Origin of the sequence: Sporosarcina sp. P18a, from assembly GCF_002743135.1 — a bacterium.
In the GTDB taxonomy this organism is placed as follows: Bacteria; Bacillota; Bacilli; order Bacillales_A; family Planococcaceae; genus Sporosarcina.
Genome location: NZ_PDYQ01000002.1, coordinates 200,403 through 219,749, shown reverse-complemented (window position 1 = coordinate 219,749; position 19,347 = coordinate 200,403). Strand labels below are relative to the sequence as shown.

The following is a 19,347-nucleotide window of genomic DNA, read 5'->3' as shown; positions in this document are numbered from 1 at the left end:
ATCCGATTGAAACTAAGAATACTCATTCTCTATTTATTGCTTACGCATCACCGCTGTTGAAATCGAGCACGGGTGAAACGAGAGGGCGTCTCTTTGGTTTCGTTGAAGTGACTAGCTCATTGACATAGTTTTCAAAGTTCGTTGCGTTAAACAAAGTCGATGGTCGTAGGAATGCGCTGAATTCATGGCGGTTTAACCATTGCTTGGTTTTTAGATCAATGACACTGATGAAATCTTCCTGTGTATAGCCTTCTTTAATTCGACCGTTGATGAATTTACGGGTAGCAGCGGACTCCGCTTTGAAATGTTTTCCGGTTTTGTCATTCAGGTAATGAATCACAGATTGTGCGACGTCGAGATTCTTCTCGACAATGGTTTTATTCTTTTTATTCTTAAGTTCTTTGGTTATTGGCCGTCTCATAGTGGGATGCGCCACCGTCCCAGTGTGAGTTGGCACAGCATCCAACTGTGGGTTGGTAGTCGTCTCATATTGGGGTGGTGCCGCGTCCCATTTTGGGTTAGCCGGTATTTCATTTGGTGTATAGGGAAAAGGTAGTTGTTCATAATCGATTCGATACCATTTGGTGTTGTCGATTTTCATCTTATTGTGTTTCGAAGTGGAAATTAGGTATCCTTTTTGTTCTAAGTCGTACGTAATACGTTTGATCGTGTTTAGTGACCAAAATGGAAATTCTTCCTTCCAGTCGTCGTATGAATTGAATACCCATTTGTGACCCTCACGAATGTTTTTTGAAATATTCAAGCGGTAGTGCAATTGCTGCAGGAACAGCGCGGCGTTTAATCCAACTTTCATGGCCAATGACGGTAATAATGGAATCGGCTCTTCATTCATTAATAATTTCATATCGTTATCCTCCTAGAGAAAGTTTTTGGAGTACGCAATTTGTACTTCTCATACTCCATATAGAGAGTTTTCTCGAAAAGGATACTCATTTTTAAAAAGAAGGTAAAAGGTCATGGATTGTTGCGAGTGCCAAGCTGCAAAACCATTATGAAACCAATAAGCAACTAGTATTTTTCATAACAAAAGGATCAACCATTTCGATACGGTTGATCCTTTTCTTATTAGACATCGGCATATATGATGACTTGCTGCTTATTTATAGGCAGAAGCCCATGGAACCCATTGTATTTTGTAATTCACTCTATTTTTTATTCCAAGATTCACTAGCTTGAATCTGTATCCATCCCGTGGTGAGAATTTAGGGGATTCAAAACGAGTGGTACCATTTTTATCGGCTATAACTGTTTTAATTGTTTGCCAGTTGGCAGTACCGTATGGTCTCTTCTGTATGTATAGCATGAATGAACCACCCGCGGTACTATTTGCTGTGATTGACCCATCCATTATAAGAAAACTTTTTGCACTACTGCTATAACTACCTTGATAATTTTGTGTCTCGACGTAATTAGTAAAATAACCACTTCTGGTTTTATAAAGCCAATTTGCTTCTGCCTTAGGTGAAACCAAACCCCCGATACCACTAATGATTACCGCAAAAGCAATGATCATCATCCAATTTCTTTTCATTGTTTTCATTTGACATTCTCCTTTACCTCATTACTTGTTCCCGTACTAGTCTAATAGTTTAGATATTTAATGAAAGGTGCAATAGTCCTTTAGCGCTTTAGTCGGGGTTCTGTAAGGATAAAATAAAGGATGGTGGCCATGCTGACTGTACGATAAGTAGCCATAAAAAACTTCTGTATAATGAAATCACTATGCCTGTACGCATGTAATTTTCATTATACAGAAGATGATGTAGTGGGCAGGGTAACTTATCGATCCGTTTCTTTGTCGACAAACTTCCCGTAATCCGGAATGGCGATACGATCAAATTCATCGACTAATTTTTTTAGGCTACTCGCAAGTACCTCTCCCTTCATAGGCAATCCATGGCCCGTTACCGCGACTGATGGTTGTAAGGCTTCTAATTTCATAACGGAATCTAAAGCAGCGTCCCAATCTGTGGTTAAATAGCGCGGTGGACCACTAATTTCTTGTTCTTGCGTAAGTACCTTATAGAGGTACTCTTGCTTTACAGTCACAAATGCATCTCCGGCAATTAAAGCTTCGTCTTTCTGCCTGAAGAACGAGACATGTCCCGGTGAATGACCCGGTGTGTGGATCCATTTAAATTCCGGCAAAAAAGGTACACTACCGTCTGGCGGTAAGCTTTGGATATGGCTTCCTAATTGAATAGGATCGGTTGGGAAAATAGAGGACATTTTGGCAATCATCCCGCCTTCTACACTCGTATCGGGGTCTGGATAACTGGATTTGCCTGTCAAAAACGGCAACTCTAAATCATGGGCATACACGGGCACATTCCAATGTTCCACTAGTTCAATGACTGCGCCGACATGATCAAAATGTCCATGCGTCAATAGAATAGCTTTCGGACGACTCTTCACACCAAAACGCTCTTCTATAACCGCGATAATTTTCTCAGCCGAGTACGGCATCCCGGTATCAATTAACACAAAGTCTTTTGAGTCCGGATGACCCACTAAAACAATATTCACAATTTGTATGGTGTGGCAATATAGATCCGGTAACACTTCTAGTCCTTTTCCACTTCCAATGGACGTAGCGGGTATATATTTATAATCTTCTCCGTTAGATAATTGTTTATCCAAGAAAACACCTCTTTCATTTTCTTTAAAAAGTCACTTGCCTTATGCATACCCTTTTTCGATTGTAGTATTCACAAAAGGGGAGTGATTATGCAGTCCGGTGCCAGGTCTCCAGTCAATTTTCATCACGAAAGATACTACTATGACGAGTTATGTATTCTAAAATATTTCCTCAAAATTACCTCTTATAAAGTCCTATTAGTCATTATCTTCGAATAAAATGTAGGACATCATTTTATAGGAGGTTGATTTGTGAATTCACTAGTTGTCTATATGTTCCTTGGAGCATCCTTAGCTGCGCCAATCGGTCCGGTTAAAACGGTTCTGTTAAATACGGGAATTAAAAGAGGTTTTTTTCACGCCTGGGCTTTTAGTTTGGGTTCGGTGGCGGCGGATATTCTGTATATGTTCATCGTGTACTTTGGAGTGGGACAATTTATTGAGTCACCTTTAATTAAAATCATCCTCTGGTCGTTTGGGTGTTTTGTGTTACTGTACACGGGTATTGAAAATTTACTCACGTTGAATAAAGTGGAAATGAGTTTGAAATTCGGTAAAAGAGTTAGACTGCGAACTTCTATGTTGACGGGCTTTTTGATGTCATTGATGAATCCGCTTACGATTATTTTTTGGTTAGGTATTTATGGTTCGATTCTTGCTAAAACAGCTGGTGGATCTACAGGATATCAAATCATATTCAACAGTGGTGCGATTATGTTAGGAATCATCATTGTGGATGTGATGATGGCCTTTTTATCCAGTGGAGCACGAAAGTTCTTATCTGTCAGGCTGTTGATCATCGTTTCCCTTATTTCTTCTCTATCTATGATCGGTTTTGGACTATACTTCGGCATTCAAGCGTATCAAGCGTTATTTTAATCAATTTCACTGGAATGTTTGCATGATTTTTTACATACTATACGGTTAGCGGCGATAAAAAATAAGTAGTGAAGTATAAAAAGATCAAGTTAGGAGACCATACCTGTAATTATTTGAACACAATAAGACGAGGTGTGGTAATGGAAAAAGGTGCGGACAAAGTGAGTGTGTGGTGCATTGTCAGTCTGGCTTCAATTCCTCTTATTATGACGCTCGGGAATTCTATGCTCATACCAGTGCTGCCCTTATTGGAAGATAAAGTGGGTATTACGTCGTTCCAATCGAGTATGATAATTACCAGTTATTCGGTGGCGGCTATATTTCTTATACCAGTAGCCGGTTATTTATCAGACCGTTTCGGACGGAAGATGGTCATATTGCCAAGTTTGGTCTTTGCGTTGATCGGGGGGCTGGTTGCAGGATTTGCGTCGTGGAAGATGGATGACCCGTATACAATAATTATTATTGGACGGGTATTACAAGGTATAGGAGCGGCCGGTGCTATGCCAATCGTTTTACCGCTCGTGGGTGACTTGTATAAAGATGACGGCGAAAAAAGCAGTAATTGTTTAGGGATTATCGAAACGTCGAACACGTTTGGAAAAGTATTAGCGCCTATCTTAGGTTCAGCATTAGCTGCTGCGTTATGGTTCCTGCCATTCTTCTCTATTTCTGCACTCAGTGTCATTTCGTTTGTTCTAATCTGGATCTTTGTTAAAGTCCCGAAAGAAAAAGATGAACCAGTGAAGTTTAAGGTATTTATACAGAACACGAAAGACATATTTGCGTCAGAAGGTAAATGGTTATATACCGTGTTCTTGAATGGTGTTCTGGTCATGCTGGTATTATTCAGTATGTTGTTTTTTTTATCGGAAAACCTGGAGAAAATCCATGATATTGAGGGGATTAAGAAAGGCTTTGTGTTGGCTATTCCGCTATTATTCCTTTGTATTGCTTCCTTTTTATCGGGCCGGAAAATTAAAGGAGAGCTAAAAACGATAAAGAGGGTCATGGTCATTTGCTTAATCGCCATGTCTGTCAGCGTCATTTTTGTTGGATTCACAAGCAAAAAACTGATCCTCTTGTTGATCGTGACGAGTATCGTGGGAATAGCTATTGGCGCATTGTTACCCGCATTGGATGCTATTATTACAGAGAATATTGAAAAAGAACTGCGCGGCACGGTTTCCTCTTTTTACAGTTCAGCCAGATTTATCGGTGTAGCAGCAGGTCCTCCATTGATGTCGATTGCCATGAAAGATTTTCTGAACGGCAGTTATATCTTGGCCGCTGTACTGGGAGTTATTTTAACTGTTCTGGTTTTTAAGTTCATACAAGTCGAGGAAATTGAAGAATCAAATGAAAAAAATTGAAAAAGGACCTGACAGTTCATTGCTGTCAGGTTCTTTTTCGTTTTACAGGTATGTACAAGAGGAAGAAGTTACTTGGATTTCAAACTAAAAAGAATGAGGAAAATCCCTGCGAATAGGCAGATCATACGTAACAAAGATACTTTTTCTGTGAGACCATGCAAGGCGATTCCAGTCGTCACGATTAATATAAATGGACCGACTAGTGCTAGTAACGAGTTAATATAAAACGCCTTTTCCAAGTCATTGAATTTAAACATGAGTGCAGCGGCTGTTATTTCTATACTTCCTGAAATTACTCGTAATATGATAATGAAAAGCAGCGCTCTTTCTATGATGAAAATCACGTCCTTTGATTGTATTTGGTGGGCGGTACCAGGTCCCCGCACAATTCGGGTTGGTGGGAGGTAATACTATCTATATGCTAGACGTCCATGTGTTATTTGTACCCCGAGTATAGATCGGTCATATGCTCCGTTGCATGCTCAACTGCTGGCGTGAGCACTCTGGTCAAACATACATAAAATCAGTAACGCAACATATTATGAATGGGGAAGAAGGTTGTAGATGATTGAAAATGGAAAACTTCTCATATTTGTTCGTGTGATGAGAAGATCTCTCGTCAGGAACCTCGACGAATAGGGAGGGAATATATTGAAGAGTTTACAGGAAGAGATGTCTTTTGAACTGCGTTTTTGGTTGCAGATATTAGGTGATCATGCACGCTTCATTCACGATTCATTAGCGCCTGATGAAGTGGAAACTATTCAGACGGCAAGTAATTTTATACAGGTATTTGATAGTTTTCTAGCTAAAGCAAAAGAAGGTGCCGATACACAAGCTCTACAAACAGTAGCGCAAGAAACTAAAAAAGCAGCTGAAGAAATCCGCAAATTTAAATTGTTATTGATCGAGCGGCATTTAGTCGGAAACATCAAAATTTCTTTGCCGCCTAGCTTTATTAATCATATGGTGAATGAAGTGGAAGAAGCTATACGTCTATTTGCATGTTTCGCGAAAGGAGAGAAGCCGCCAATCGTGCATCCTCTTCATCATGACTTGCTTTGGTTGCTAGATGCGGTGGGGCATGCAAACGCTCTGGATACAAATTTAGACCGTGTGGAAACGCAGCTGAAAAAGAAAAGTGAAAGATTTACTAAAGAGTGGGAAGCCTTTTATTTAAAAGCGATTGAGATGGCGGGTTATGTACGTACGAATCTGATGGAGTTCCCTGCGTTAAATAGATTCCACCAGGACATTAACTTAGAAATGACTATATTCAAAGCGTTTTTGAAAGAGCTAGAAGAGATGGATATGAAGAAAGAAACGCTTGGAACCCTCACTCCTTTAATGGCTGATCATATGGCACGTGAAGAAATTTATTATTTAACGAAATTAGCTGAGTTAACGGATATTCCAGGGCCAAAGGGAGATCCGACGAAATCACGAGAGTGACGTACCGGGTCCTCACATAATTTGGTTAGTTAAACATGAGATAAATAAAACCGTTATACAGAAGAAAGCGTCCATTCCGTAATTTCGGAGTAGACGCTTTTTTTTATATGTGATGTACAGCTCCCCACATACTAGCGAAGGAAGTCGCGCCGGGTATGAACCGTTAGGAATAAAACGGCATGATGATTCATCTACGAGTTATGAACACAATAAATATACTGAATTGTAAGAGATCAAAATTTACTATATACTGAAGTTGGGATGAATGAACTAGATATATTACAACTATATGACTAGGTATAGTAAATTGAAAAATGGAGGTTGTACTATGAATCAAGATATTCTTTTACGCAATAATGTTAAAGTCACGGGGAAAGGTGAAAAGACTATACTATTTGCGCCTGGGTTCGGATGTGATTTAAATGTGTGGAGCTTGACAGCGCCTTACTTTGAAGACCATTTCCAAGTGGTTTTATTCGATTATGTCGGTTCGGGACAGTCAGATTATCAAGCGTACCGTGCGGAAAAATATCAAGATCTCAATGGGTATGCGCAAGACGTGCTTGATGTGTGTAATGCTTTAGAATTGAAGGAAGCGATATTCGTTGGACATTCTGTCGGCGGTATTATCGGTATGCTAGCGTCTATTCAGGAGCCTGATTTGTTTGAACACCTCATTTTAATTGGCCCCTCTCCTTATTACCTGAATGAAATGCCCGACTATTTTGGCGGGTTTGAGAAGGAAGATTTAGAAGGCTTGATCCAGATGATGGACATGAATTATATCGGCTGGGCGAATTACTTGGCACAAGTTATTATGAAGAACCCTGAAAGGCCGGAACTTTCACAGCAATTAGAGGACAACTTTTGCTCGACGGACCCGGAAGTTGCCCACCGTTTTGCGATGGCGACTTTCTTCTCTGATCATCGGGATGATGTGAGGAAAGTACTGGTGCCATCACTCATTCTTCAATGTTCGGATGATAGTATTGCGCCTGTTGAAGTAGGGCATTATATGCATAAACACCTACAGAACAGCACGCTTCAAATGATGGAAGCGACAGGACACTGCCCTCATATGAGTCATCCAGAAGAAACCATTGAGCTTATTCATAATTATTTGTCTTCCGTCTACAGGAGTCCTGTCACACATGGATAGACAGTTAGATTCTGCACCGTTCGGCTATTTTACACTTGATGACACAGGGATGATGATTGACGTCAATCAAACGCTGCATAGTTTACTCGGTTATCAGCTTCATGAAGTACAGGGGAAACATATCAATTTACTATTGCCAAACGCAAGCCGGTCTTTTTACCAGCTGTACTTTTTTCCAATGATTCGATTGCAGAATAAAGTAGAAGAGATGTATTTTTCATTTAAGTCTAAAGATGGGCAGGAAATTCCCGTGCTATTGAATGCATTGCGCAATGAACGAGATGGAAAGGTGTTCAATGACTGTGCATGTCTACATATGAAAAGCAGGATCGAGTATGAGGAAGTGATTTTGGCAGCCAAAAAAGACACCGAAACACGCAATCTACTGAAGGCGAAGCAAATAGCAGAGTTGGAGCGTTTGCGAATCGAGTTGGAGTCTAAGCAGAAAAAGTTATTGGCAGTAAATGAGTCGCTTCTTGAGATGGCCAATACGGATGGACTTACAGGGCTCAGGAACCGTCACTACCTACAAGACTGTCTTTCTTCCTATTTCATGCCGGACACTGAACAGTTCCTGACCCTTTCTTTTCTGTTGATTGATATAGACTATTTTAAAAAAGTCAATGATACATATGGTCATTTGACAGGCGACAGTATATTGCGGAAATTAGGGAATTTGTTGAGGGATGGAACGAGAAAAGATGATGTGGCTGCTCGTTACGGGGGAGAAGAATTTGCGTTAGTTCTCCCCTCAACAGGGAAAGTGGAGGCGTTAGAAATAGCTGAGAGAATTCGTTGCCGAGTGGAGAATGCGGACTGGAATACTTATGGTGTTACGATCAGTATCGGGGTAGCGACCAAAGTGCCAGGAGATACAGAGAATTCCTTGCAGTCTAGAGCAGATTGGGCATTGTATTACTCAAAAGAACATGGACGGAATCGAGTTACATTTGGAACGGAAGAGTGAGGGAGGTGCCAGGCCCCCACACAGCCCGGAAAATAGTCAAATAACTTGATAGGTACAAGACGAAAGAGTTCCTTGGTTGAGAAATCAGTTTAGGAACTTTATCCTTAACAAAATGATTATTAACATACAATTCTGATCATCCAAGATAGTACACATGGCTTCAAACGAATCCGATTTGGAACTAGTGGATGTTTCATATTTAAGGTGAATAAAAGAAATTAGTCTCGTTCGGCTTCCTACTGTAGTTCTTGCCTACATAATATACTATTGAGTAACAACCCTGACTAAGTATTCGTATAGTCCACATTCGTTTACAAAGGAGCTGTAAAGGAATGCACACTATTGTAAGTTGACAGGTCACGCGTATATCGCAATTGGCAATCGAATAGTACGCCACGCTTATGTTATGAAGACACATCAAACGCTTTATCACAGCACTTGTCCTGATTATGTTTCACAGGTTCTATACTAAAAGTATACGTCTTCATTACATTTAAATGGAAAATGCGTATATGTAAAGGAAACTATCATGAATATTTCCTTTACAGATGCGCTTATAAAAAATACTGTAATATGAATTTAAGCTTCTTGCGCTAGTTTAGTCAAGAAGCGCTCGAGTCCTTCCATGCCTTTTACTAATTCCTCCATAGACTGTGCATATGAGATTCGTAAATATCCTTCTCCATATGAAGAGAACGCACTACCGGGAATGACGGCCACATTCGCTTCTTCAAGTAGGCGAGAGGCAAATTCTTCAGAAGTTAGCCCGGTGTTCTTAATGGAAGGGAAAATATAAAAAGCACCTTCAGGTTTAGTTACTTTCAGACCCATTTCTTTTATCCGCGAGTAGACGAAGTCCCTTCTTCTTTTATAATCTTCCTTCATCATCATAATTTCTTCACGATCTACGCCTTGTCTTAAAGCCTCGATGGATGCATACTGGCTAATTGAAGGTGCGCAAATAGCGTTAAACGAGTGAACGGCATAAAATTGATCTACTAGATAAGCCGGTGCAAAGGCGAAACCAATTCTCCATCCTGTCATTGCATGGGACTTTGAAAGACCGTTAATAATAATGGTCTGATCTTTTAATCCTGGTACTGCTCCAATTGAAAAATGCTTACTTTCATATACTAGTTCACTATAAATTTCATCAGAAATAATAAAGATATCTTTTCCACGAAGTAATTCGCCAATTTCCATTACTTCTTCTTTTGTCAAGACGGTACCAGTTGGATTGCTTGGATAAGGCAGTAGGACACAACGAGTTTTGTCTGTTAGTTTTTCTTCGATCATAGAGGCGGTCATTTTGAAATCAGTTTCAGTTGTGTCTACATAGACGACTTTCGCGTTACACATTTTAATCAAAGGCTCGTAGCCAACAAACACTGGGGCAGGCATAATGACTTCCGAATCCTCATTAAGTATTGTCCGTAGTGTAATATCCAAAGCCTCACTTGCGCCTACTGTGACAATTATTTCGTTTTCTGGGTTGTAATTCAATCCATACAACTTTTCCACGTAATCACAAGCAGCCTGGCGGAGTTCGTATACTCCGGCTGTTTCTGTATAGTCTGTGTGATTATCCTTTATAGCTCTAATTGCCGCATCTTTAATGTAATCAGGTGTAGAAAAATTAGGTTGTCCAAAGGTCATATTGACTGTGTCAGACGATTTATCTATCAAGTTTGAAATCTTGCGAATACCTGAGATTTCGATATTTTTCACGTTTTTATTTAGTAAGTGTTTCATGACTGTATCTTCCCTTCCATGCTTTTAATTTTGATATCCCATTTTCCAAGAGATTTTGTTTACTGTATTTGTAACTTCGTTAATAACTTGTTCTTTTTTTTCGGAGGTCATTGTAGAACTTTTAATTTTCACATTCACCGCTCCGATAATATCCCCATAATGGTTCAATATAGGCGCTGCAACAGTAGTGATCTGGTCGTCATTGTCCTCGCCAATAGCATAGCCATCTCTCTTGATGTTGTTTAACTGAAGAATAAAGTCATCTTTTTCGTTTTCTGGAATCAACTCTTGAATGATTTCTTCAATTTCATCTCTTTTCATATGAGCTAACATAGTCAAATTCGCTTGCCCTTCATGCAAGGAAGCTCGTAATCCTAGTTTTTCATGGCAAGAATGGTTTGGTTCGTGCAATCAATTCGTTCAATAATGATTGATTCCGAACCAATTGGCTTTCGTAAATAGACGCTAGCCTCTGCTTGCTTCATTAAATATTCTAAATCAGGTCGTACCATACTGACATAATCCATAGTGTCATACATTTTTAATCCATATTCCAACCAAGTGATGCCAAGTCCGTATAATTTACGCTCTTTATCTTGTTGTATTAATTCGTGCTTTATCATGGCGTTAAGTATGCGATGAATAGAACTGACAGGTAAATTACATTGTTTGGAAAGCTCGGTAATTGATAAAAATCGATTTGGTTCGCTAGAAATAAAACAATCAACTATTTTCATCGCCCGAGTAATTGTCTGCATAATCAACTCGCCTTTCTTTATAATAAAATTTTAGAGAGAAAGAACTTTTAGAACCCTATTAAGAAAAAATGTATGGTTGAAGTTCTCGATATTACAGAAAATTTTGTATTGACATTCAATTCTGTTTCATTATAATGAAAACATATCCCGTTTACAACAAAAACTTTCCGCATAGTGGAAGGAATTTTTGTTAATAGTTTATTTTCATTTGAAACCGTTTACATTTTAGTTTTTTATAAAAGATTAGGAGGAATGAAACTTGTTATTTAAACAGACAATTGTAAAGAAACCCGGAAAAAGCTATTTAAATGGATTGACGACATCTGACTTAGGAGAACCAAATTATGAAAAACTTCTTCAGCAACATGAAGAATATGTGAAAGCGCTTAAAAGTTGTGATGTTTCAGTACACGAACTTGATTCGAGTGAAGAGTTTCCGGATTCTTGCTTTGTAGAAGATGCTGCGGTAATAGTACCAGAGTTTGCGGTTATTACAAATCCTGGAGCAGATTCACGTAACAAAGAAATTATTGAAATAGAACAGGTGTTAAAGAATTATTATGATGAATTCCGATATATACAGGAACCCGGCACATTGGATGGCGGAGATGTTATGCAAATTGATAGAAACTTCTATATCGGTATTTCGGATAGAACAAATCAAGAAGGAGCGAATCAGCTTAAGAAAATTCTTGAAGATGCAGGGTATCATGTAACGATTACGACACTAGAAGAGTTTTTCCATTTGAAAACGGGGATTACATTCCTTGGTGATCATACAGTAGTTGTGGCGGGTGAATTTATCAACCATCCGGCATTTGCTGAATATAAAAAAATAGTTGTGCCAGCTAAAGAAGAATATACAGCAAATACTATTCGCGTTAATGAAAAAGTTATTGTTCCTGCAGGTTTTCCTGAAACAAAACAAAAAATAGAAGATGCAGGCTTTAACGCAGTTGAAGTAGAGATGTCAGAGTTTCAGAAACATGATGGCGGTTTAAGTTGTTTGTCACTGCGTTTTTAACTAAGTAAACATTCTTATCTTTGTTCCATACTTACGAAAAAAATAGGGGGTAATTGTATGAAGAACAAATGGTTATTGATAGCAATGTCAGCATTATTGGCCGTTTTCCTGTCTGCCTGTTCCGGTGATGACGTCAATTCTGCTTCAGGCGAAGAAGTTAAGGGTGGAAGCGCTACGTATACGTTAAAGTTTCCACATATTGTACCGACTGATCATCCAGCCCATAAAGCGGCTCTTGTCTTTAAAGACGAAGTAGAAGAGAAATCCGACGGCAAAGTAAAAGTAGAAGTATTTGCAAATGGCGAGTTGTATGGCTCAGATCGTGAAATTATTGAAGCTATACAGCTTGTAAATGCGGATATTAGTATGGTTGGAACACCGTCGCTAGGAACCTTCGATGAACGTTTTTATGTACTAGATCTCCCTTTCTTATTCGCAAGTAAAGAAGTACCTAGAGAGGCTCTAGCGGGTGATTTAGGAAAAGAGCTCTCCGATGGTTTAGGAAGTATCAATCTAAAAGCTCTTGGTTATGGCTATGATGGATTTAGACATATCTTAAATAACAAAAGGCCTATCTCAGAGCCAAAAGATATGAAAGGCTTAAAAATTCGGGTACAAGAGTCTGAAATTCAACAGGATATTTTCAATAATCTTGGCGCAAATGCTTCTCCATTAGCATTTGGCGAGCTATACAGCGCATTGCAACAGAAAACGTATGACGGTATGGATAATTCTTTATCACTTATCTATGCAAGTAAGTTTTACGAAGTGCAAAAATACTTGACATTAACAAGCCATCAGTATTCGGGTTTAGCCATTTTGTTCAATAATAAGTTATTTGATGAGATGCCTGCTGATATTCAAGACATTATTACTGAAGCCGGTAAAAATACAGAGGCAGAATACTATCAATTTGTCGATGAAGATGAAGAATCAATGACTAATAAATTCAAAAGCGAGAATTTAATAGAAGTTACTGAACTAACACAGGATGAGAGACAGAAATTTATTGAGGCGGTTCAGCCGGTTTATAAAAAGTTTGAGGATATAATCGGAAAAGATTTAATTGATTTAGCTAAAAGCTATAGTGAATAATAAAGAATAGGAGGCGGCCAGCCTCCTATTTTTTCATAAATCCTAAAGTTGCCTTTAAGGGGGGATACGCTTTGAGATGGAAAGAGCTCATAGATATTAAAATGGAAGAATGGTTACTTATAATTTCAACGCTCTTTATTGTAGTACTTGTATTTCTTCAAGTTCTCGCCCGTTATGTTTTCAATATATCGGTTGGCTGGAGCGCTGAACTGGCACGTTATTTGCTTATCTGGATTACGTGGATCAGTATGAGTTACACAATTCGTAAAAATGATCATATTAAAATAACCTTTCTTGTAGACAGACTTCCAGTGAATGTACAAAAAATAGTACAAGTAATTGTAATTTTATTGTGGTCTGTATTTGCTTTTGTGATGGCTATAGTAGGAACTCAGGTTGTGCAAACTATTAAATTAATGGGACAAAAAACTTCAACGCTTGATTTGCCAATGTGGGTAGTATACTTAATCATTCCAATCGGTGGAGTGTTAATGCTCATCCGTTTAGTTCAACGACTGTACTTTATTTTCAAGCCTGAAAAAATTGTCGTAAGTGGGGATTGATGCATATGACTATGTTGATCTTATTTGGGAGTCTCTTTGCTTTTATTCTATTAAGTGTACCTATTGGTGTGGCAATTGGCCTATCTTCCATGCTAGTTATTTTTTTCTTGGACTCAGTAAGTCTTCCCATGCTCATTCAGAAACTTTTTACTTCTCTTGACTCCTTTCCGCTAATGGCTATTCCTTTCTTTATGCTAGGTGGTCTGTTGATGGGGAAGGGTGGTATTTCGGAGAGAATACTAAACCTGGCTAAACAGCTTGTCGGTTGGATGGTTGGGGGTCTGGCAATGGTTACTGTTGTTGCATGCGCATTTTTTGCTGCGTTGTCAGGTTCCGGACCCGCTACTGTGGGAGCAATTGGTTCATTCATGATCCCTTCAATGAAAGAAAAAAATTACAATCCCGCTTTTGCTTCGGCTATTACAGCAGCAGCTGGTTGTATTGGCGTTATTATTCCTCCAAGTATTCCGTTAATACTTTATGGTGTCATCAGTGGTACATCCATTGGCGAGTTATTTAAAGCAGGTATTTTGCCAGGACTTTTAATTGCTGTAATTTTGATGTTCGTCTCTTACAGGACAATTAAGAAACAGGGCGATGAGATTGTAAAAGAAGAAATTGATATCAGTTTCTCTGCATTAGTGAGATCAATTTGGGATGCAAAATGGGCACTGCTTGCTCCCATTATTATTTTAGGTGGAATCTACGGTTCAGTTTTTACTCCTACCGAAGCATCCGTAGTTGCAATAATCTATTCATTTATTATTGGCGCATTTGTTCATAAGGAATTAAAGTGGAAAGAAATCAAAGAGAGCTTGCTTGAAACAATCAATTTAACAGGCGCTACAATGTATATGATTGGAACTTCAATTGCATTTGCTTATCTATTATCAGTTGAACGAATTCCCGCGATTATAGCCGAATCAATCGCTTCGTTTTCAACTAATCCGATTGTTATACTTCTTTTAATTAATTTGTTTTTACTTGTGGTAGGTGCATTTGTTGATACGATTCCTGCTCTCGCAATGTTAACACCAATTCTATTGCCAATTGTACAGCAAGCGGGTGTAGATCCGGTTCATTTCGGAATCATTATGGTGGTTAACCTTGCAATCGGCTTCATCACTCCTCCTTTTGGTGTGAATTTGTTCATAGCCGCCAATGTTGGGAAAACTCCATTGGAAGATATTATAAAGAAAATGTTTCCGATTATAATGTACGTGATAGTTGGGCTTATGATTATCACCTACATACCAGCTCTTTCACTCGTATTTACAAAGTAAATTGAAATGAATTGGATATTAATGACGGGAAGTGACCAGTTTTGGAAGTATCTAAAAACAAAGTGGTTATTATTGGAACCGGCTTTGTCGGATCTACTTTCGCCTTTGCTTTATTAAATCAATCGGTTACTGAAGAGATAGTTCTCATTGATGTGAACAGTAAAAAAGCAATAGGAGAAGCTATGGACTTGAACCATGCCGTTCCTTTCGCGTCTTCTCCAACGAAAATATGGCAAGGAGATTATAATGATTGCAGAGACGCTAACATTGTCTGCATTACTGCCGGAGTTAGTCAAAGTGAAGAAGTAACACGCCTGACAGTTGCTGAGAAAAATACTACAATTATTACTGAAATCGTTGAATGTGTTATGGCATCAGGCTTCAATGGTATACTGTTGATAGCTTCCAACCCAGTGGATGTCATGACATACATAGCTTGGAAGGTTTCAGGTCTTCCAAAGAATAAAGTTCTGGGCTCTGGTACTATACTTGATACAGCGAGATACATGCATTTATTAGGTAGCTATTTCGAAGTCGACACTAAGAATGTTCAAGGATATATTCTTGGTGAACATGGAGATTCTCAATTCCCTGTCACGAGCCAATTAACAATCGGAGGACAGAATATTAAGGATTTAATTCAAAACAATAAAAAGTATAATTGGTCTGACATAGATAAAATAGCTATTCAAGCTCAACAGGCCGCTTATCTAATCAGTGATTTGAAAGGACCTACGTATTACGGTATAGGAATGTCGTTGATGAGATTGACAAGAGCTATAGTAAAAGATGAAAATACGATATTACCCATCTCAGCATATGTAAATGGAGAATATGGGAAACGCGACATTTATATTGGCGTACCCGCTTTGGTGAACCGTAATGGATGGCAGGAAATTTATGAACTCTCTTTGAACGAAGACGAACATCGTAAATTTGAAACATCAGCCGATATTTTAAAAGAAACACTGGTCCCGCTACTGAAAATGTTGAATCAAGACGAGGTTTGAAGGAGGCGATTATAATTGTTTAAAGTTGTCCGCACCTTTACATTTCCTGGTGCATTGGAAATAGAAAAAGAGATATTTGATAACCAATTGGAAATTATTGTAACCCCCTCTGCAACTGAAGATGAACTCATTGAAAATTGCCGTGATGCGGATGCTGTCATTTGTGCATATGAACCATTTACAAAAAGAGTAATTGATGCGCTTCCTAAATTAAAATTAATTGCTTTTGGAACGATTGGTTTTAATTATGCGGATGTCGACTATGCAAGAAAGAAGAATATCCCTGTTACGCATATTTCGCAATACTGTGTTAAAGAAGTTGCCGATTATACTGCAGGTATGCTTATCATGTTAAATCGCATGATACTACCTTTCAATAAAAGTGTTAAAGAAGATCTTGTTTGGGATTATAACCTGTTTCCAGCTATGCGAAGACTCGAGAACCAAACCGTGGGGTTACTAGGGTTTGGGAATATTTCTAGGCTTGTTACACAACGTTTAAGACCATTCGGTTGCAGGGTAATAGCTTATGATCCTTTTGTTAGTGATGAAAAAGCGGCAGAATATGGTGTGGAACTTCTTTCTTTTGATGATGTTCTACAACAGTCGGATTTAATCAGTCTTCATTTGCCTGCCAATCAGCAGACGAAGGAAATCATCAATAATTCAAGTATTGCAAAGATGAAAGACGGTGTCATCCTAGTTAATGCCGCAAGGGGTCAAGTGGTAAATGAAGATGCTATTGTACATGCGATTGATTCAGGGAAGATGGCATATTATGCAGCTGATGTTTTACAGGAAGAAGATCCGAATCTGCAAACACATCCTTTTGTACAGAGGGAAAATATTATACTTACTCCACACATAGCCTATTACTCGCAGGAATCATTACGCGAGGCGACGGCGGAATGCGCAATGAATGTAAAGCATTTTGCGGAAGGCGATTACAGCAAATGTCAAATTGTTAATAATGTCAGGTTATAGAGTTAAGTTAATCTAGAAGGAAATGCATGTCTAGACGCCATCCAACTCAAAAGAAGAGTCTTCATCCTTGATATAAGGGGGTGCAGGCTTTTTTGCTTTTCATAAAGTGAAGGTTAAGATGTCCTAGTACTCGGTAATATATTTTCTTGATAGTCATAACTTTCAAGCCGAAAGAGACAATTGAGATATATAGAAAGCACAGGTAAATCTATCTGGCATTGCAGTTTATACGTAAACCGCAATTCCTAAATTGCGCATTGATCTGGATACAATGTAGATTCTTGTTAGCGAGAATGTTTCTTAGGCATAGTATTGTACCGCCCTAAATAATTAAATGTCTTACTATACATGCCTCTTAAATCATAGCTAAAAGCGCCCTACTGCCCATTTAAGGACTTGCAGGACGCTTCTATTCATACATTGTACAAAGAAATTTTAAAAGTGAGTTGTTATAAGATTTACTCGTTCAACCGATTTTTGGAATATGCATACTTGTTTGTTGCTCGAGCATTCTTAATGTGGTTTTTCTAATCAAATCAGGCAATATACTAAATGAATAAGGCTTATATACGCGCTCTGTCCACTTATGCCCATCCTTTCCATATACACCCATATTGATAGAAGGGATGTTTAGATTCTTAATTGTGTCGAAAGGAATTTCATATACACTGCCCCATTCCGGAAGATTATTTGTGAGTGGTTTAAGCTCATCCTTTTTTTCATGCAGAGATAAGAAGCTACCATCTGCAAGATATGGAAAGAACTTTTTTAATTCAAAGATCTCACTAGTCGCGTCACCGACTTCTTGAAGTACACCGGAGATTATAGACTGAATATGCGTATCGTGATTGTCTTCCGCTCTCAAATAGTTATGTGGAAGAAACGGGGGAGCGAAGAATAAAATGACTCTGGCTTTCTTTTCGGGATCAGCTGCTTGAAGTGCGCTGACAATCTCAAAACAAAGGTCGCGTAAGTCACCCATTTGCTTTTCTGCAAGAATACCGTCAATGATTGCACGAACATCAATGTCCTGGCTTGTCAGGTAAGCTAGGTAGTCCTCATAAGAAGTGACATCAATTTTCCACGATAAATCACGAGTCGGAAGGCCGGTTACTTGAATATATTCTTCAAACTGCGCTTTCAGATAAGATTCTGCCTCGAGACAAGCTTCCTTCGCTTCACGCATAAATTTCTCCAATATCATGCCGACAGAATCTTCATATACGAAGCAATTAAAGTACAGGTGGCTCGAAATAGCTGTTTGAACAGTATAAAGTTCTTTCATATCACGCTGTTTTAATACAGTCGGTGGCAAGACCATCTCGCCAGGAATGTTTTCGGCAAGCTTGTAGCGGTTGTGAATGCGTTCAGTAATTTTAGCTGAAATAAAGTTCGGGTCAATGCCCGAAAGCGTGTCTCCAACGTGTACTTCACGGCCATAGATGTGGAAGCACGGTAAAATTTTTCCGGCAGCGCCTGTATATATATAGCGTTTCGTATCATTATCATATAGTGGTGTGATGAAATCAGTATTGATAGCAGTAATGAAATGAATTCCGAGTTCAAGTTGTATGCGGTTAAGCTCGCTAAGAGCTCCGACCATTCCGCGATGTTCGCTTTCTTCGTCTCCATTACAAAGCAAAAGCACATTACCTTCCAGCTCTTCAAGATGTTCTGAAAAATAAAGAATATTTGAGATATGTACAGCAGCTCCGCTTTTCATATCAACTGATCCGCGGCCGAACATCCAATCACCGGAGCGTGCTTCAACTTGTAGTTCTGGGTCGCTGTCATAGTTGCAGAAGAAAGTTTCCAAATCATTTGGTGAAAATGCATACTCTTTTAAAGGTCCGAAGTCTTCAACCGCAACTGTGTCAATGTGGGAATGATATAACACGGTCTGGGAAGAATTATGTGCACCTTCAACAAATGCAAAGACATTCTGACGTCCAATCGGATCGTGTTGAATTTTCTGCAACCAGAGATTTTCCGGGTGTTCCTGAAAGTATGGGAATGTGGAAAGAATTCTGTAAATCTCTTGGACAATACGTACTTCTCCTAGAGTACCGTTAATGCTGTTTAATCCGACAAGATATTGAGTGATCAACTCAATTTGTTCTTGTGTCTTCATATTTTTTAGCTGTTCATACATAATTTATTCCTCCCTTTATCATTTCAATTAAGTAGGTTTAAGAATTTATAATAAAAAAGTCACTCTACTATTATATATTTTATTTAATTCCGCATAGTGGAATTAATTCTACAATTCGGAATAATACTTTTATTTTAGCCCTTAATGATGGTAAATGTCAACATCATTTACGCCTTTTAGATAACTATGAACTTACTGCGGACGAAATGGGGGATATTTGGTACAATATTGGAAAGGT

General features: G+C 38.7%; 19 protein-coding genes. 11 read left to right on the top strand and 8 right to left on the bottom strand.

Annotated elements, in window-relative coordinates:
* Positions 1 to 40 precede the first annotated feature (40 nt).
* The 3 genes from CSV75_RS08590 to CSV75_RS08580 all read right to left on the bottom strand — a co-directional run bounded on the left by CSV75_RS08590 (position 41) and on the right by CSV75_RS08580 (position 2,661).
* Positions 41 to 865 carry a conserved phage C-terminal domain-containing protein gene (locus CSV75_RS08590; RefSeq protein ID WP_099675515.1) on the bottom strand — a complete coding sequence of 275 codons (825 nt, stop codon included), beginning with the start codon at positions 863 to 865 and terminating at the stop codon, positions 41 to 43.
* Positions 866 to 1,117: 252 nt separating this feature from the next.
* Positions 1,118 to 1,561, bottom strand: a complete 444-nt coding sequence (locus CSV75_RS08585; RefSeq protein ID WP_099675514.1) for a hypothetical protein — start codon at positions 1,559 to 1,561, stop codon at positions 1,118 to 1,120.
* Between the two features lie 239 nt (positions 1,562 to 1,800).
* Positions 1,801 to 2,661 carry an MBL fold metallo-hydrolase gene (locus CSV75_RS08580; protein WP_099675513.1) on the bottom strand — a complete coding sequence of 287 codons (861 nt, stop codon included), beginning with the start codon at positions 2,659 to 2,661 and terminating at the stop codon, positions 1,801 to 1,803.
* 249 nt (positions 2,662 to 2,910) lie between these two features.
* On the opposite strand from CSV75_RS08580, the gene CSV75_RS08575 reads away from it, so the two are divergent.
* Both CSV75_RS08575 and CSV75_RS08570 read left to right on the top strand, forming a co-directional pair.
* Positions 2,911 to 3,537, top strand: coding sequence for a LysE family transporter (locus tag CSV75_RS08575; RefSeq protein WP_099675512.1), 627 nt, complete (start codon positions 2,911 to 2,913; stop codon positions 3,535 to 3,537).
* Between the two features lie 140 nt (positions 3,538 to 3,677).
* Entirely contained in the window at positions 3,678 to 4,910 is a 1,233-nt protein-coding gene (locus CSV75_RS08570) for an MFS transporter (RefSeq protein ID WP_099675511.1), read from the top strand.
* Positions 4,911 to 4,978: 68 nt separating this feature from the next.
* Here the strand turns inward: CSV75_RS08570 and CSV75_RS08565 are convergent, their stop codons facing one another.
* Positions 4,979 to 5,254 (bottom strand): YqhV family protein, encoded by a 276-nt coding sequence (locus tag CSV75_RS08565; protein WP_099675510.1) that lies wholly within the window; start codon positions 5,252 to 5,254, stop codon positions 4,979 to 4,981.
* Between the two features lie 304 nt (positions 5,255 to 5,558).
* On the opposite strand from CSV75_RS08565, the gene CSV75_RS08560 reads away from it, so the two are divergent.
* From CSV75_RS08560 to CSV75_RS08550, 3 genes are all read left to right on the top strand, one after another.
* Positions 5,559 to 6,362, top strand: a complete 804-nt coding sequence (locus CSV75_RS08560; protein WP_233191640.1) for a DUF2935 domain-containing protein — start codon at positions 5,559 to 5,561, stop codon at positions 6,360 to 6,362.
* 328 nt (positions 6,363 to 6,690) lie between these two features.
* Positions 6,691 to 7,521 carry an alpha/beta fold hydrolase gene (locus CSV75_RS08555; protein ID WP_099675509.1) on the top strand — a complete coding sequence of 277 codons (831 nt, stop codon included), beginning with the start codon at positions 6,691 to 6,693 and terminating at the stop codon, positions 7,519 to 7,521.
* Positions 7,514 to 8,488: a sensor domain-containing diguanylate cyclase gene (locus CSV75_RS08550; RefSeq protein WP_099675508.1), complete on the top strand. Its 975-nt coding sequence runs from the start codon at positions 7,514 to 7,516 to the stop codon at positions 8,486 to 8,488. The genes CSV75_RS08555 and CSV75_RS08550 overlap by 8 nt, the downstream gene beginning before the upstream one ends.
* Positions 8,489 to 9,067: 579 nt before the next feature.
* Here CSV75_RS08550 and CSV75_RS08545 read toward each other — a convergent pair.
* The 3 genes from CSV75_RS08545 to CSV75_RS08535 are packed head-to-tail and all read right to left on the bottom strand — an operon-like array spanning position 9,068 to position 10,998.
* The gene (locus tag CSV75_RS08545; RefSeq protein WP_099675507.1) at positions 9,068 to 10,240 is read right to left on the bottom strand and encodes an aminotransferase A; all 1,173 of its coding nucleotides are present in this window, start codon (positions 10,238 to 10,240) and stop codon (positions 9,068 to 9,070) included.
* 24 nt (positions 10,241 to 10,264) lie between these two features.
* Positions 10,265 to 10,600, bottom strand: a complete 336-nt coding sequence (locus CSV75_RS08540; RefSeq protein ID WP_158231636.1) for an IclR family transcriptional regulator domain-containing protein — start codon at positions 10,598 to 10,600, stop codon at positions 10,265 to 10,267.
* 14 nt (positions 10,601 to 10,614) lie between these two features.
* Positions 10,615 to 10,998 (bottom strand): helix-turn-helix domain-containing protein, encoded by a 384-nt coding sequence (locus CSV75_RS08535; RefSeq protein ID WP_099675505.1) that lies wholly within the window; start codon positions 10,996 to 10,998, stop codon positions 10,615 to 10,617.
* A 259-nt stretch (positions 10,999 to 11,257) separates the two neighbouring features.
* Between CSV75_RS08535 and CSV75_RS08530 the strand changes: the two genes are divergently transcribed.
* From CSV75_RS08530 to CSV75_RS08505, 6 genes are all read left to right on the top strand, one after another.
* Positions 11,258 to 12,022 (top strand): dimethylarginine dimethylaminohydrolase family protein, encoded by a 765-nt coding sequence (locus CSV75_RS08530; RefSeq protein ID WP_099675504.1) that lies wholly within the window; start codon positions 11,258 to 11,260, stop codon positions 12,020 to 12,022.
* Positions 12,023 to 12,079: 57 nt separating this feature from the next.
* Positions 12,080 to 13,117: a TRAP transporter substrate-binding protein gene (locus CSV75_RS08525; RefSeq protein ID WP_099675503.1), complete on the top strand. Its 1,038-nt coding sequence runs from the start codon at positions 12,080 to 12,082 to the stop codon at positions 13,115 to 13,117.
* Between the two features lie 71 nt (positions 13,118 to 13,188).
* On the top strand, positions 13,189 to 13,680 hold the full coding sequence (locus CSV75_RS08520; protein WP_099675502.1) for a TRAP transporter small permease: 492 nt from the start codon (positions 13,189 to 13,191) through the stop codon (positions 13,678 to 13,680).
* 5 nt (positions 13,681 to 13,685) lie between these two features.
* Entirely contained in the window at positions 13,686 to 14,963 is a 1,278-nt protein-coding gene (locus CSV75_RS08515; RefSeq protein ID WP_099675671.1) for a TRAP transporter large permease, read from the top strand.
* Positions 14,964 to 15,004: 41 nt separating this feature from the next.
* The gene (locus tag CSV75_RS08510; RefSeq protein ID WP_099675501.1) at positions 15,005 to 15,973 is read left to right on the top strand and encodes an L-lactate dehydrogenase; all 969 of its coding nucleotides are present in this window, start codon (positions 15,005 to 15,007) and stop codon (positions 15,971 to 15,973) included.
* 15 nt (positions 15,974 to 15,988) lie between these two features.
* A complete protein-coding gene (locus tag CSV75_RS08505; protein ID WP_099675500.1) occupies positions 15,989 to 16,957 on the top strand; it encodes a C-terminal binding protein in 969 nt (322 codons plus the stop codon).
* Between the two features lie 466 nt (positions 16,958 to 17,423).
* Here CSV75_RS08505 and CSV75_RS08500 read toward each other — a convergent pair whose 3' ends face one another.
* The gene (locus tag CSV75_RS08500; protein WP_099675499.1) at positions 17,424 to 19,109 is read right to left on the bottom strand and encodes a M20/M25/M40 family metallo-hydrolase; all 1,686 of its coding nucleotides are present in this window, start codon (positions 19,107 to 19,109) and stop codon (positions 17,424 to 17,426) included.
* Between the last annotated feature and the right edge of the window lie 238 nt (positions 19,110 to 19,347).